This window comes from Bdellovibrio sp. HCB-110 (assembly GCF_047323225.1).
Classification (GTDB): Bacteria; Bdellovibrionota; Bdellovibrionia; order Bdellovibrionales; family Bdellovibrionaceae; genus Bdellovibrio.
This window is the reverse complement of record NZ_CP178750.1, coordinates 1,627,279-1,641,682: the sequence shown is the minus strand read 5'-3', so window position 1 is coordinate 1,641,682 and position 14,404 is coordinate 1,627,279. Positions and strand designations below refer to the sequence as shown.

Below are 14,404 nucleotides of genomic sequence, written 5' to 3'. Positions count from 1 at the left end.
GCCGCCTGCGCTCTGCCCGCTTCCGCGGCTATTGTAAAAGCGCCTTGCGAGAAAGCTTGATGCGACCTGCGCGGTCTACTTCAAGAACTTTGACATCGATGATTTCACCTTCTTTAAGTACGTCAGTCACTGCGCGCACTCTTTCGTTAGCGATCTCAGAGATGTGCAAAAGACCTTGCGTGTTCGGCAAGATTTCAACAAACGCACCGAATTCAGCAATCTTAACAACACGGCCTTTATAAGTCTTACCTACTTCAGCTTCCGCGATGATGTCGTTGATCATAGCGATAGCCTTTTTAGTTGCTTCTGGATCCGCAGATGCGATGTGGATAGTTCCATCATCTTCGATCTCGATCTTAACGCCAGTTGCTTCTGTGATTCCGCGGATAACTTTACCGCCAGAACCGATAACTTCACGGATTTTGTCTGGTTTAATTTTGATCGTTTCGATACGAGGAGCAAATTCAGAGATTTGACCGCGTGCTACTTTGATCACTTTTTCCATTTCGTTCAAGATGTGTGAACGGCCTTCTTTAGCTTGCGCCAAAGCTTGATCCATCACTTCGAAAGAAACAGAGTCGATTTTGATATCCATTTGAAGAGCCGTGATACCTTGTGGAGTACCAGCAACTTTAAAGTCCATGTCACCCAAGTGATCTTCATCACCCAAGATGTCGCTCAATACAGCAACACGGTCGCCTTCTTTAATAAGACCCATAGCGATACCCGCTACGTTTCCTTTGATAGGTACACCAGCATCAAGCATCGCCATAGTTCCCGCACAAACAGTCCCCATTGAAGAAGAACCGTTAGACTCAAGAACTTCAGAAACAACGCGGATTGTGTATGGGAATTTCTCATGATCAGGAAGAACGGCTTTCAAAGCGCGCTCTGCCAAGTTACCGTGACCGATTTCACGACGACCTTGACCACCGAAACGACCTACTTCACCTACAGAGTATGGAGGGAAGTTGTAGTGAAGCATGAACTTGCGTTTTTGTGTGCCCAAAAGAGCATCAACCATTTGTTCATCATCACCCGTTCCCAAAGTCACTGTGCCCAAACATTGAGTTTCACCACGAGTGAACAAACCAGAACCGTGTGCACGAGGCAACAAACCAACTTCGTTCGCGATAGGACGTACTGTTTTCACATCACGGCCATCGATACGAACTTTTTTATCAAGAATCATTGTGCGAGCTTCGTGGTATTTAAGTTCTTCCACGATAGCGCCCAATTCTTTTTTACGTTGCTTAACCAAATCTTTGTCAGTGATAGAAGCCAACAAAGCTGTCTCTGCATCAGCGTGAGCTGCTGCAACGGCCGCGTAACGATCTTGTTTAATTTTGATAGAAAGAGCTGCCGCAATTTTAGATTTCAACAAAGACTCCGCTTGGCCTTTGAAGTCAGCATCAATCGCCGGAGCCGTGAATGGACGTTTCGCTTTTGAACCCGTTTTTTCACGAAGTTCATCTTGCGCATTCAAAAGAGGCATCATGGATTGGTGACCGAATTTCAAAGCCGCCAAACAGTCTGCTTCAGAGATGAATTTTGTTTCGCCTTCCACCATCAACAAACCATTGCGAGTTCCCGCAACGATCACGTCCATGTCAGACTTTTCCATTTGTTGTGGAGTTGGGTTGGCAACGAATTGACCATCAACACGACCTACTTGGATCGCCGCTGTTGGACCGTTGAATGGGATATCAGAAACATGAAGTGCTGCAGAGGCCCCCAAGCTTGCAAGAATCTCAAGAGGGAATGCACCATCAGCAGAAAGCACAGTTCCTACAACTTGTGTTTCGTGGCGGTAGCCCTCGGGGAATGAAGGACGAATAGGTCTGTCGATCAAACGTGCTGTCAAGATAGCATCGTTTGTCGGTTTACCTTCACGTTTGAAGTACCCGCCTGGAATTTTACCAGTCGCATAGAATTTTTCGATGTACTCAACAGTGAGAGGGAAGAAATCAAGTTCAGATGTTTTTTTGGAAGAAACCGCAGTAACGAGAACCATGTTGTTACCGCAAGTGACAAGAGCGGCACCATCCGCTTGCTTTGCCAAACGGCCTGTTTCGATGGTGATTTGTTTTCCGCCCACCGAGGTAGTGACAGTCGTTTTCATTAAATCTCCTTGAAAATATCGCAAAGCCTTTATGCTTTGCTGTAGATGTTGCGTGTGTTGTTGCGGCTTACGCCGGAAAGTCAGAAGGGGCACGAAGCCCCTTCCAATTCGATTACTTACGGATATCAAGAGCCTTGATGAGGTCTTGGTAGCGTTTAACATCTTTGCGATGTAGGTAATCCAAAAGTTTTCTTCTTTTATTAACCATAGTCACAAGACCACGGCGACCGTGATGATCTTTCTTGTGAGTTGAGAAGTGAACTGTCAAATCATTGATTTTTGCAGTTAGAAGAGCCACTTGAACTTCTGGAGATCCAGTATCAAGGTCTGCTGTTTTGAATTTCTTAACGATTTGAGTTTTGTTCTCTTTAGTGACTGCCATTAAAGTCTCCTGTTCTTTTTAAAAATCTTTGTTTTATTCACTTAAAAACCCCGCAGTCGTCATGGCTGTCGATCTGTAGAGTTATGTAAGATTTAACGTTCTAAACCCTTAAGCCCCGCCCCGTCAATATTTAAAGACTCGGCGGAGGACAAAGCCCTTGCCTTGCTCTAGGCCGATCAGAGCCAGCATTTGGCCCCCATCTTGGGCTAAAATCTGCACGTATTGGTCCTCAGACGGCTTAAAAGCTGCAATGAGCTGAGTTCTAAGGTCATGGCTGATCTGTCCATTCCCCAAAAGCACTTTGTCTTGCCCTTTAATACGGATGCGTTTGACCTGAGGCAGAGCCAACTCCATAGGAACAAAGGCCGCTCCCCAAACGCCTTCTTTGACCGAAGCCTCTATGGCCTCCAAAGTTTGCGCCTGAGGCAAAAGATAAGGAGCCGACCACGTTCGGCGCAAGGCACTCATCGCCGCCCCACACCCCAAGGCCTTCCCTAAAAGGTCGACCCAAGTGCGGATATAACTCCCCTTGGTGCATTTGATATCAAATTCGGCCCAATCGGGCCCGACATCCACGGGAGTGACTTCCCAGAATTTCATGATTTTTTTCGGCAGCGCCACCTGCTCTTCTTCACGAGCGTACTCGTAAAGCTTTTTACCCTGAACTTTGATGGCGGAGTAAATGGGAACTTCAAGCTCCATCTCTCCTTGAAGTTTTAAAGCTTCTTCCAAAATACGTTCGCGGGTCAGGTCCACAGGTTTCGTTTCTAAAACCGTTCCTGTCGTATCCAAAGTATCCGTGCGAACTCCAAACTGAGCACGCACGCGATAGCCTTTATCGCCTTCTAAAATATACTGACTGAGTTTGGTGCCTTCGTTAATAAGACAAGCCATCAAGCCCGAGGCCATAGGATCTAAGGTCCCCGAGTGCCCGACCGCTTTAGTGCCGAGGATACGGCGAAGCTTCGCCACCACGTCATGACTGGAAATCCCTGAAGGTTTATCAACCAACAAAAGACCATTAAATTGTTTGCTATTCGTCATCCGACTCGCTGTGACCTTCGCCCTTGGCCTTCCGTTCTTCTTCAAGATCATGAAGGATGCGCTCAACTTTCAATACCTCTTCCGTTGTATGGTCGGGATAGAAAGTCAGCTTGGGGCAGTAACGCATTTTAAGCTCTTTACCGATGTAATTTTGAATTTCAAAAGCTCGTTCTTGCAAAAGCTCCAACGCCTCTTCTTTTTGAGCGTCGGAACCTAAAACACTGACATACACTTTAGCGGCGCGAAGATCCGCTGGCATCTTCACCTGAGCCACGGTCACAAGACCTGGCAGAGGAGTTTTAAAACCACGGATCAAAAACTGAGCGATGGTAGCTTGAATTTCTCGTTCTACGCGAGCGACTCGGCGCCCATCACCCATGTTCTTCATTAACTAAACTCCTGCACCTAACTCACGTGCAACTTCTTTTTTAACGTAAGCTTCCATCATATCGCCGACTTTAACGTCGTTGTAGTTTTCAATGCCGATACCGCACTCGTAGCCTGAAGCCACTTCTTTGGCGTCGTCTTTGAAACGTTTAAGGGAAGCGATCTTACCTTCGTAAACGATTTTGTTTTCACGAAGAAGACGGATCATGTTGTTACGCTGTACTTTTCCATCAACAACGAAGCAACCTGCAATCGTTCCAACTTTTGGCACAGTGAATGTGTTACGCACTTCTACGCGACCCATAACTTCTTCGACAATGTCTGGAGTCAATAGACCCGCCATCGCCGCCTTCATTTGGTCGATCAATTCGTAAACGATAGAGTACGTTCTGATATCAACACCCAACTGTTTCGCTTTTGCCTGAGCACCAAGGTCCGGACGAACGTTGAAGCCAAGCACGATACCTTTAGATGTGTGCGCCAATGTGACGTCATTCTCTGTAATACCACCCACTGCAGAGTGGATCACGCGAGCTTTCACTTCTGGAGTAGAAAGCTTCGAAAGCATGCCGTTGATCGCCTCTAGTGAACCATGAACGTCTGCTTTTAAGATGATCGCAAGTTCTTTAACATCACCCGTTTTAACTTTAGCGAAGATCTCGTCCAAAGAAAGTTTTTGTGCCGGAGCCGTTGCCGCTGCCAAAGCTTTTTCTTTACGAAGAGTCGACATTTCTTCAGCCGTTTTTTCATCTTTAACGATGTCAAACTTATCACCCGCGGCTGGAACACCATCAAGACCTAAAACTTCCGCTGGAAGACCAGGACCGACAGATTGAATTCTTTCGCCTTTATCGTTCATCAAAGAACGAACGCGGCCTTTCATAGTTCCTGCAACGATGTATTGGCCGACTTCAACAGTTCCATCTTTTACAAGAAGGGTTGCCACAGGGCCTTTGCCTTTTTCCATCTTCGCTTCGATCACAAGACCTGTGCCAGAGCGTTTCGGATTGGCTTTCAACTCACCCACTTCGGCAAGAAGTTTGATTTGCTCAAGAAGCTCTTTCAAACCTGTTTTCTTCAAAGCTGAAACTTCAACGAAGATCGTGTTACCGCCCCATTCTTCAGGAACGATTTCAAGCTCCGTCAATTGTTGCTTGATACGATCTGGATTTGCACCTGGCTTATCCATCTTGTTCACGGCAACGATAATTGGAACGCCTGCCGCTTTCGCGTGGCTGATAGATTCTTGAGTTTGCGGCATCATACCGTCATCCGCCGCTACGACGATGACAGCGATATCTGTCGCATTCGCACCGCGCGTACGCATAGCCGTGAAGGCTTCGTGGCCCGGAGTATCTAGGAATGTGATCAAAGAACCATCTTCAATTTTTACAGAGTACGCACCGATATGCTGAGTGATACCACCCGCTTCGCCCGCAGCAACGTCTGCATTGCGGATCGCATCCAACAATGAAGTTTTACCGTGGTCGACGTGACCCATAATAGTCACAACCGGAGGACGAGTTACTTTTTCAGCATCCAACTCACCGAAAGCTGTTTCTTGCGCCACATCTTCCGCTGTTTTGAATACGTTTTGCGCTTCCCAACCGAACTCCGGAACGATCAAAGCGATCGTATCGAAATCAAGATCCGTGTTCATGTTGGCCATCACACCGTTCGTCATCAAAACTTTAACGAGTTGTGGAGCTTTCAAGCCCATTTCCATCGCCAAGTCCGACAGCTTCATTGTGTTGTTAACTTTAACAACACGTTTGTGGGCTGCCGCCGTTGTGATTTGAGTTTTCATAGCTTCGCGATCCAACATGCCTTTTTTCTTTTTAGGCTGGAAGACCATCTCACGCTTACGGAACTCAACCGCATTGAAGCTTGCTACTTCTTCTTCTTTTTCTTTTTCACGCTCACGAGTAGCACCGGCCGCTGCTGTAGGGCCTGCACCTATCTTTTTGCGCTTGTCAAAATCTCTTCTAAAATCACTGCTTGCATCCGGCATTGGCTCAGGAGGCTGAGAGGCCGCCACGAAACCAGTACGGATATTGCGAGTCGGAGCCCCGCCTGCAGGTCTGTTGAAACCGCCCGGACGAGGTTGGAATCCACCGCCTTGGCCGCCGCGATCGCCACCACGGTCACCACCAGGTCCACCCTGTCTTTGATAACCGCCTTGAGGACGTTCTTGACGTTGCGGAGTTTGTGGCTGCACGCGGGAAAGGTCCATACGACCAATGATATTTCTTTTCGCTGTCGTTGCAGGAGTTGAAGAACTCGCAACACCACTTGTACCCACGACCACTTCCTTCTTACGAGCTTGCGGTGCAGGTGCAGGGGCTGCTGGAGCCGGTGCCGGCTCAGCCGCAGGAGTCGGTGCTGCTTTAGCAACAACCGGTTCAGATTTTACTTCGACTGGAGCCGCTTCTTCTTTCGCGACGACTTTTTCTTCAACAACAGGAGCCGCTGGGGCTGCTTGAACTTCTTCAGCTTCTTTCGCTGCCGGAGTTTTCTTCACAACCACACGAGTTGTTTTCGGTGCTGCCTCTTCCGCTTCTTCAGCGACTTCAGGCTTTGCAACAACCTTGGCTTTCGGTGCTTCTGGAGCGACTTCGTCTTTTTTACGACGAATCACAGAGGACTTCGCGCTCGCAGATGCTGCCGCCTCAGGTTCCGCCACCGGAGCTGCTTTTTTCGGAGCTGCCTTACGGGTTGCGGCCTTTTTCGGTTTAGCCTCTTCAGCAGGTTTGTCACCGCCAGAGAGTTTAATTTTAATTTGCTCTAGAACTGTCGGATCCAACTCCGCCATGTGACTTTTCACAGGCAAGTTCCACTCACGGATTTTATCCATGAGGGCCAGCGGGGTCATCCCGATCTCTTTTGCAAATTCAAAAACCTTTGGATTACTCACTCAGTCTCCTGTTGTCTGCCCGCATCCGCGGACTATTCCTCATCCGCTTCTTGAGCGTCAAGTTTTTGCAACTCTTGCTTCAAAAGAAGGTCCGCTTGTGCTTTCGCGGAAACGTTCGATTTATTATCTTTAGCTGCTGTTGGAGCCGTTGGAACCGGAACACCTTCAGCTTCATATTTAGCAACAAGAGTTTTCGCCTCTTTTGCCAGCTTTTCAGCTTTATCTGGATCGTCGTAACCTGGGATCGTCATCAATTCTTCAACAGAAGCCGAAGCCACTGCTTGGAATGAACCGAAACCAGATTGGAAAATGTTTTGCGCCATTGTCTCGTTCATGCCTGGGATCAACATCAAGTTAAAGATGGATTCCGCAGTACGAGAAGCCGCTGAAGATTCAGAAATGATATCCAATTTCCAAGTTGTCAATTTTGCTGCCAAACGCACGTTTTGACCGCGCTTACCGATTGCCAATGACAATTGAGAATCTGGAACAACGATTTCCATCTCACGGTTCGCATCATCAAGAAACACGCGAGAGATTTCAGCCGGAGCCAAAGCGTTGCACGCAAAACGAGTGATATCTTCATCCCAAGGAACGATATCAATTTTCTCGCCACGAAGTTCTTGTACGATGTTTTGTACACGAGAACCCTTCATACCTACGCAAGCGCCGACTGGGTCTACAGAGTTGTCTTTAGAACGAACCGCGATTTTCGCGCGTTGGCCTGGCTCACGAGCCGCTGCCATGATCTCAACAACACCGTCGTAGATTTCTGGAACTTCCATTTCGAAAAGTTTCATCAAATAACGTTCATCAGCGCGAGACATGATGATTTGCGGTCCACGAGTTGTTTGACGAACTTCAGACAAGTAACCTTGAATACGGTCGCCTGGCTTGTATTGTTCGCCTGGGATTTGTTCACGAGGTGGGATGTACGCTTCTGTACGACCCAAATCGACAACGATGGCACCTTTTTCTACGCGACGAGCGATACCGGAAGCGATCTCGCCTTTTCTTTCTTCAAATTCGTTGAAGATGATGTTGCGTTCAGCATCACGCACTTTTTGCATGATGATTTGCTTTGCTGTTTGAGCCGCAATACGACCCAAATCAGAAGCTTCCAATTTAATACCGATAGAATCATCAAGTTGAACGTTTGGATCCAACTTTTGAGCTTCGTCATAAGGAATTTCGACTTCTTCGTCGATGAACTTTTCACGAGGGACAACTTCTTTGAACTCAAAAAGTTCAACTTCGCCTGTTTCTTCGTTATAAGCGGCTTCAATTTCACGGTATGTGCCGTACTTTTTGCGAGCAGCTACCAACATACCTTGAGTGATTGCGTCGATAACAACTTGCTTATCGATACCTTTGTCTTTTCCGACTTGATCAATCACTTTAGAAAGATCTGAAAACATATTTTCAGCCATGACTTTCCTCTCTCGTTACTTTTTTTGACCTTTGGTCATTTCAAAAACTACTTTAGCTTTGTCGATCATCGCGTACGGGATTTTAATCTCCACGTCTTTCACGACAAACCGGATGCCGCCTTCATCAGCCGATTCCAAAACTTCCTCGACTGTTTTAGCTGCTTTCCATTTTTTATCTGTCACACCGGCACTCTCCAAAGCTTTGGAGGTTTTGATGTAAACCTTCTTGCCAATTGCTTTTTGGAAGTGCCAAGGTTTTCTGAGCACGCGATCCAACCCCGGAGTTGAAACTTCAAGATTGTAAGTACCACCCGGAATCAGATCTTCATTGGCATCAAGAAATTCATTGAGACCTTTAGAAACATTCGAGCAGTCATCAATACTGACGCTGCCGTCTTCTTTGTCGATGTAGATACGAAGTGTTCTGCCCTTGCCTAAGCCCACGAATTCAATATCGTAAATGAGGACGCCTTCTTGAGCGGCAACCTCGTTGGCTATAGCTTCTACTTTTTCCATCCAAGATGGGGTCTCTGACATTTTAAGGTAATCCTTTATAACATATACGGCGACTGGACGGAGTCCAGTTCCTGCGAAATGTGCAGGGGCTAGAATTTGATCGAAGGTTTCGATCAATGCAACCCGTCCGGGCGCAAAAAAAAATGGGCCTACTGGGCCCATTGGAACGACTTGAAGCTAGCAAAAAAAATCAACCAATGCAAGGGTTTATCTTGCTTGGCCGAGTGGGAACGACGGCGTTTACGAGTGTGAGTACAATATCGCCGTGGCTCCGTCCTTATAGTAACGGGGGCGCCGACGAACTTCCTTAAACCCTAGTTTTTCATAGAGTTTTTGTGCAGGCACATTCTCTTCATGGACTTCCAGCCACAGCTCACGTTCTTGACCCTTTGCATCAACAAGATGAGCAAAGAGCTTCTCCATATAACCTCGACGTCGGTATTGAGGATGACTGGCAACCAAAGAAATCTCAAAAGCCTCTGGCAGAACGCGATAAAGAACGAAACCCACAAGCACTTCGTCTTCAAAAATCCCCACCGCTTCCGCTGTCGCCATCTCCGCGCCAAGAAGTTCTTTGGGCCAATAAAACTGCGGCAAGAGCCCTTGTTCTGCATGAATCGCTTCCACCAAGGAACGCATCGCTGGTTTGTGAAGACTGGAAAGAGTTTCGATACGCATGATTAGTCCGCGACGAAGTTGCGCACTTTGTATTTGCGCTTGATAACTTCAAACCACGCACGGATGCGCTCTTCAAGCTGCTGTTGCGCGAGGAAAGTTTTAATATTGTCTTTGAAGGATTCAAAAGGATGACTGCCAAACTTCACACGGTTTTTATCATAGTAAGCTTGTGCCTCTTGGTCCGTGATAATTCCGGTCATGGAACTGGATTTAAACTTCCAGAAACTTTTCGAAGTGAGTTTACGCGCCGTGAAACGCTTTAACTCCGCAGGAGAAACCTCAAGATCTCCCCAGTAAGATCGGCCGGAAACGGCCCGTTCTACTTTGGCAATGGCACTCTTCAATTCGTCATCGGAAATTGCCGCCACGTTAAAGTTCTCTGCCTCCATGGCAACGACAGCTTCCAGCAAAACATTCGTCACAGCATTGCGAAACTCGGTTTGCCCCGGACGCACTTCATAAAGGCCCTTCAGCGGAGTCTTTGGCGGAAAAAGAATATTTTCGATCACCATGGCGATCTGAACTTCCCGGCTAGTCACGACATACTCGGAGACCTGCCCCACGGTTTCAGTCACCACCGTCGCCGCTGAAGCATTAAGACAAAAAAGAAGAGGAAGAAGAAATCGCATAAAGAAACTATGATTGAAGAATGCGATGAAGTCAAAAAAACAAACCCCACCATTTCTGGTGAGGTTTGTAAACCACTGAGGAATTAATAAACTTACTTATTACATTTAATTAGAAATTAACGCGTCCGACAAGCGACATTACATAGTATTGAAGCTTTTCGATCGGAGTTCCATACTGAGGTCCAGCCATCCACGTATTTTCAGCATTCACACGGCTCGACAAATTCCACATATATCTGAAATCCAATCCCAAAGAGTATTTAGGAGAGAATTCCAAGTCAGCACCCAAGATCGCACCTACGTCGATCGCATGAGAGTTGGCTTTTGTGTCGTTCACGTAACCGTAAGATTTGTTATCCCACGAGAAGCCTCTGTAAGAGTAAGAAACCACACCACCGAATACCGGCTTGATGATTCCTGTGAACAATTGAACTTTCGCCGCTAATGAACCCGTGTATTGTTGTACGTCGATAGAATCTGGAACGTAAACGCCGCCACCTGTGTTGTACGGATAACCGTAACCAGATGTATAACCCGTGTAGTAACCTTGGCCTTCCACTGTGTAGTTAGAGTACAAGAACGAACCTTCGATCACGAAGTTGTCATACTTAGTACCAAACGCCACACCGAGTGCGTAGTTTCCTTTTACTTGGCGAGTGTCTGGATAATCACCGATACCCAAAATACCGCCCACATATTTAGTTTCAATAGGAGCAACAGCCGCTTCTTCTTCCGATTTCATAGCCGCAGCTAATTCTTCGCGGATGATGTCGCGTGTGTTTTCTTTAGGCTCTTCAACTTGCTGAACTTGCACAGGTTGTACTTGTTGTACAGGCTGAGCATAAACAGGTTGTTGAACTGGTTGCTGTTGTTGGTCTAATTGGTTGAATTTATCACCAAATAGAATACCCGCTCTTCTTTTCTCATCTTCCATACGAGATTGTTCGAGCTTTTCAACGATTCTTTGTTCTGTTTGCAACTCAGCATCTTGACGTGATCTGCGGATTTGTTCCGCGCGAGACTCCGTCAAAGGAGAGGCTTCAATAACAGTCGTTGGCTGTTTTTGAATTTGCGCTTGTTGCAATTGCGCGTTTGAAGTCGGTGTTGCCTGATTCAAGATATAGATAGGCTGACCGCTGACAGGCGCTGTGTTCGCAATCCCAGCTTGTGGCTGAGCTTGAGCTGCCGGAGCCGCTTGCTGTTGGCTTGAATACATTTGATCAAGCTCAGCATCGACATCACTTTCGATACTCTGAGCAAGCGCATAAGTCGGCGCGATACTCAAAGCCGCAAGTATATAGAAATACTTTTTCATAGAGTCTCCTCGTGGTTCTGGTTTTAAAAACCTTTTTAAGTCACTTGGGCGTAAAGCAAGCCTGATGCCAACAGGGCCGAAAATCGTCCCCGGCGTCTAAGTTGTTGATATCAAAAGTAACTCACTGTCGAGGGTCTGAACGCGAGTTCCAGTCACTGACCACAAATGTGACAACTTACAAGACGCTTTCTGAAATTCTTGCAAAGAGGAGTCATTTCGCCCCTGAGTGTGGAAGGATTTGATAAAACAGGGCCTCATATAAAGGAGACATTTCTCATGTTGATGTCCAAACTCCTAAGAGCCAGTGCTCTTATTCTGTCTGTTTCTACCCTCGCAGCGTGCTCTGGCGGCGGTGGCGGAGGAACAGACCTTAAGGTCGAACCTGCGAACTGCGAAATTTCAGGAAAATCTTTTGGTATCGTTGGCGGAGATGTTTTGAACTCTGGCAATGAGCTCAGCGCCAGCACTGTGATGGTCATTCACGTCAATTATAAAGACGAAGCCAGCATCTGCACGGGAACTCTCATTGATAACGACAAAGTTCTGACAGCCGCTCACTGTATTTCACCTTTCGGTGGAAAATCTGTGATTGCGTTTAGTAATAATATTGATTGCGCAGCCAAAGCTAAAAACAGAACGCTTCGCCCTGTTGTTAAAGACATCGCCCACAAAGACTACTCTTATTATACAAAAACTTTAGATAACGCTTCTTATGATTTAGCGATCTTAAAATTCTCGGGCGGAATTCCTGCGGGCTATAAGGTTCGCGCTCTTCCCGCGAAAGATTTTGCTCCGGTCGCAAGCGACACTATCGTGATGTCAGGCTACGGCAACACTTCAGAAAAAGCCGAGGACTCAGGAACTCTTCGCTTCACCACAGCGACGGCGTCTCGTTTGATGAAAGACTTTTATCTGGCTCTAGTAGGTAAAACTATTTCTGTGAAGGATACTTGGATTCTTGAGCAGTACAACAACGGTGTTTGTACTGGGGACTCAGGTGGACCTTTGTATGTAGATACTGGTAAAGGTGAATTAACTCTTATTGGTGTGACGTCTATGGGTGTTGATAACCGCGCTAAAGATGAAAACAACGTTCGCACTTGCCATGGTGTTTCTCTCTTTACGGATCTAAGACCTCATTTGGATTGGATCAACGAAAAGAAAAATTCTCTTTAATTTCTAAAGAAAATGTCAGGCCCTTTTACGACCTCACGCAAACGTGAGTTTAGTTAGGGCCTGTTTTTTTTGAAAGTCTTTGGCTCCCGCCTCCTTTGACCGATGATGTTACGTGACATCAACCACTAGGTTCAAAGGAAGGAGCCTTATGAATAAACTCTTACTGAGTGCATTTCTTTTTGCTTTCTCTCTCCATGCACAAGCTGAAACTATCACTGGCGTGACGATTGACAGCGTCTCGGGAATCCGAGCTACTGCCGACGCCCTTGCCAATCACAGAGTCAAACCCACAACGCGCATCGTTTTTGACGAATTTGTTCCGGCGACGGAGTACACCAACGCCGTGGATAAAATTGCGCCTTATAGTTTCATCATGGGTGAAATTCTGGATTCGTTTTACATGAAACAATACACGCAAGCGACATTCTCGGCCCGTGTGACAGAGTACCTCAACACTCTCGGTCCTAAAGTAAATATTTGGGAGATCGGTAATGAGATCAATGGTGAATGGCTAGGTACAACTTCAGAAACTGTCGCGAAAATGTATTCGGCTTACAGCAAAGTGAAAGCGCGCAATTACAAAACGGCGTTGACCCTTTACTACAATCCGAACTGCTGGGAAAGAAAAGCCAACGAGATGTTCACCTGGTCCGCGACGAATATTCCGACAGAGATGAAGCAGAACTTGGATTATGTTTTCATTAGTTACTATGAAGACGACTGCAATGGCTATCGCCCGACTCTAGCTCAATGGGAAGCCGTCTTTGCAAAACTTGGTCAAATGTTCCCGAATTCAAAAATTGGTTTTGGCGAAATCGGTACGACAAGATCCGCGAAGAAAGCCGACATGATCAATCGTTACTACAAAATGAATATCTCCCACCCTCGTTACGTGGGCGGATACTTCTGGTGGTACTACAAACAAGACGCCGTTCCACGCACAACAAAACCTCTTTGGAAAGTTTTGGACGACGCCTTCGTGGCTCAACCTAAAAAATAAAGTCTCTCAAGTTCCCGTTTTAGATTTCCCTAAGCCCTCAGATCCTCCGTCTGAGGGCTTTTTTATTTCTGCTGGCACCTGCCATTCATTTGCTTTGTACCATTCAAGATCGAAATACCTTCCGAGAAGAAATAAATCTCAATATATTACCCTGATATAACCGGAGGATTTTATGGCGACGGTCAGATACCTTGTGAATGATGTTGAGCAATCCATGAATTTTTATGGAGAATATTTCGGATTCAAACTTGAACAGCAACACGGTCCCGCCATAGCAATCATGTCCAAAGATGATCTGACACTTTGGCTCGCCGGCCCCGTGGCTTCCGCCGCACAACCGATGCCCGACGGTTCAAAGCCCGTACCTGGAGGTTGGAATCGATTCGTTATTCAAACAGAAAATCTAACGGAGTTAGTAAGCAATCTAAAAGGCAAGGTTCACTTCCGAAATGAAATCCTCAAAGGCCCCGGCGGCATGCAAATCCTGTGTGAAGACCCCTCAGGAAATGTCATCGAATTATTTCAACCCGCAAAAGAATAAACATTTGACCAAAGAACAACCAATTCTTCCCCTCAAAATGCGAGTTCCACAGCGAGGCAAAAAACCACAGCGGTAGCTATAAAAACACAAAATCGAGCGAGGACTGTCTGAGTATTTTGAGGGGAAGAATTGGTGCGGGTGGAGGGACTTGAACCCCCACGGACGTGAATCCAAGAGATTTTGAGTCTCTCGTGGCTACCATTACACCACACCCGCGCGTGAGGGATATTTTGTAAAGAAAAGCGGCCTAATACTCAAGCTCTTTTTTTT

Annotated in this window: 13 protein-coding genes and 1 tRNA gene; 3 read left to right on the top strand and 11 right to left on the bottom strand. The window is 46.6% G+C overall.

Features of this window, described 5'->3' with window-relative positions; translation table 11 throughout:
* Positions 1-28: 28 nt before the first annotated feature.
* The 10 genes from pnp to ACL934_RS07780 all read right to left on the bottom strand — a co-directional run bounded on the left by pnp (position 29) and on the right by ACL934_RS07780 (position 11,417).
* On the bottom strand, positions 29-2,122 hold the full coding sequence (gene pnp, locus ACL934_RS07825; protein ID WP_413613284.1) for a polyribonucleotide nucleotidyltransferase: 2,094 nt from the start codon (positions 2,120-2,122) through the stop codon (positions 29-31).
* A gap of 112 nt (positions 2,123-2,234) precedes the next feature.
* The gene (gene rpsO, locus ACL934_RS07820) at positions 2,235-2,504 is read right to left on the bottom strand and encodes a 30S ribosomal protein S15 (RefSeq protein ID WP_374079602.1); all 270 of its coding nucleotides are present in this window, start codon (positions 2,502-2,504) and stop codon (positions 2,235-2,237) included.
* Positions 2,505-2,627: 123 nt separating this feature from the next.
* Positions 2,628-3,548 carry a tRNA pseudouridine(55) synthase TruB gene (gene truB / locus ACL934_RS07815; RefSeq protein WP_374079599.1) on the bottom strand — a complete coding sequence of 307 codons (921 nt, stop codon included), beginning with the start codon at positions 3,546-3,548 and terminating at the stop codon, positions 2,628-2,630.
* Positions 3,538-3,936, bottom strand: coding sequence for a 30S ribosome-binding factor RbfA (gene rbfA, locus ACL934_RS07810; protein ID WP_374079597.1), 399 nt, complete (start codon positions 3,934-3,936; stop codon positions 3,538-3,540). The genes truB and rbfA overlap by 11 nt, the downstream gene beginning before the upstream one ends.
* Before the next feature lie 3 nt (positions 3,937-3,939).
* The gene (gene infB, locus ACL934_RS07805) at positions 3,940-6,849 is read right to left on the bottom strand and encodes a translation initiation factor IF-2 (RefSeq protein ID WP_413613283.1); all 2,910 of its coding nucleotides are present in this window, start codon (positions 6,847-6,849) and stop codon (positions 3,940-3,942) included.
* Between the two features lie 32 nt (positions 6,850-6,881).
* On the bottom strand, positions 6,882-8,279 hold the full coding sequence (gene nusA, locus ACL934_RS07800) for a transcription termination factor NusA (RefSeq protein WP_374079593.1): 1,398 nt from the start codon (positions 8,277-8,279) through the stop codon (positions 6,882-6,884).
* A gap of 15 nt (positions 8,280-8,294) precedes the next feature.
* The gene (rimP, locus tag ACL934_RS07795) at positions 8,295-8,816 is read right to left on the bottom strand and encodes a ribosome maturation factor RimP (RefSeq protein ID WP_374079591.1); all 522 of its coding nucleotides are present in this window, start codon (positions 8,814-8,816) and stop codon (positions 8,295-8,297) included.
* 219 nt (positions 8,817-9,035) lie between these two features.
* Positions 9,036-9,473, bottom strand: a complete 438-nt coding sequence (locus ACL934_RS07790; RefSeq protein ID WP_413613282.1) for a GNAT family N-acetyltransferase — start codon at positions 9,471-9,473, stop codon at positions 9,036-9,038.
* A gap of 2 nt (positions 9,474-9,475) precedes the next feature.
* Entirely contained in the window at positions 9,476-10,102 is a 627-nt protein-coding gene (locus tag ACL934_RS07785; RefSeq protein ID WP_374079587.1) for a hypothetical protein, read from the bottom strand.
* A gap of 109 nt (positions 10,103-10,211) precedes the next feature.
* Complete coding sequence (locus tag ACL934_RS07780) at positions 10,212-11,417, bottom strand: hypothetical protein (RefSeq protein WP_413613281.1); 1,206 nt, start codon at positions 11,415-11,417, stop codon at positions 10,212-10,214.
* 276 nt (positions 11,418-11,693) lie between these two features.
* Between ACL934_RS07780 and ACL934_RS07775 the strand changes: the two genes are divergently transcribed.
* The 3 genes from ACL934_RS07775 (at position 11,694) to ACL934_RS07765 (ending at position 14,134) form a co-directional block, all read left to right on the top strand.
* The gene (locus tag ACL934_RS07775; protein WP_413613280.1) at positions 11,694-12,593 is read left to right on the top strand and encodes a S1 family peptidase; all 900 of its coding nucleotides are present in this window, start codon (positions 11,694-11,696) and stop codon (positions 12,591-12,593) included.
* Positions 12,594-12,741: 148 nt separating this feature from the next.
* Positions 12,742-13,593, top strand: a complete 852-nt coding sequence (locus ACL934_RS07770) for a hypothetical protein (RefSeq protein ID WP_374079580.1) — start codon at positions 12,742-12,744, stop codon at positions 13,591-13,593.
* Positions 13,594-13,765: 172 nt separating this feature from the next.
* The gene (locus ACL934_RS07765; RefSeq protein WP_374079577.1) at positions 13,766-14,134 is read left to right on the top strand and encodes a VOC family protein; all 369 of its coding nucleotides are present in this window, start codon (positions 13,766-13,768) and stop codon (positions 14,132-14,134) included.
* A 130-nt stretch (positions 14,135-14,264) separates the two neighbouring features.
* On the opposite strand, the gene ACL934_RS07760 is transcribed toward ACL934_RS07765, so the two are convergent.
* A tRNA-Leu gene (locus ACL934_RS07760) sits at positions 14,265-14,350 on the bottom strand.
* Positions 14,351-14,404 lie beyond the last annotated feature (54 nt).

Bases quoted from the DNA above. Each gene is read 5' to 3' on its own strand.
- ACL934_RS07775 (WP_413613280.1), top strand. From the start codon at position 11,694: ATGTTGATGTCCAAACTCCTAAGAGCCAGTGCTCTTATTCTGTCTGTT.
- ACL934_RS07780 (WP_413613281.1), bottom strand. From the start codon at position 11,417: ATGAAAAAGTATTTCTATATACTTGCGGCTTTGAGTATCGCGCCGACT.
- ACL934_RS07790 (WP_413613282.1), bottom strand. From the start codon at position 9,473: ATGCGTATCGAAACTCTTTCCAGTCTTCACAAACCAGCGATGCGTTCC.
- truB (WP_374079599.1), bottom strand. From the start codon at position 3,548: ATGACGAATAGCAAACAATTTAATGGTCTTTTGTTGGTTGATAAACCT.
- ACL934_RS07785 (WP_374079587.1), bottom strand. From the start codon at position 10,102: ATGCGATTTCTTCTTCCTCTTCTTTTTTGTCTTAATGCTTCAGCGGCG.
- rpsO (WP_374079602.1), bottom strand. From the start codon at position 2,504: ATGGCAGTCACTAAAGAGAACAAAACTCAAATCGTTAAGAAATTCAAA.
- nusA (WP_374079593.1), bottom strand. From the start codon at position 8,279: ATGGCTGAAAATATGTTTTCAGATCTTTCTAAAGTGATTGATCAAGTC.
- ACL934_RS07770 (WP_374079580.1), top strand. From the start codon at position 12,742: ATGAATAAACTCTTACTGAGTGCATTTCTTTTTGCTTTCTCTCTCCAT.
- rbfA (WP_374079597.1), bottom strand. From the start codon at position 3,936: ATGAAGAACATGGGTGATGGGCGCCGAGTCGCTCGCGTAGAACGAGAA.
- pnp (WP_413613284.1), bottom strand. From the start codon at position 2,122: ATGAAAACGACTGTCACTACCTCGGTGGGCGGAAAACAAATCACCATC.
- ACL934_RS07765 (WP_374079577.1), top strand. From the start codon at position 13,766: ATGGCGACGGTCAGATACCTTGTGAATGATGTTGAGCAATCCATGAAT.
- rimP (WP_374079591.1), bottom strand. From the start codon at position 8,816: ATGTCAGAGACCCCATCTTGGATGGAAAAAGTAGAAGCTATAGCCAAC.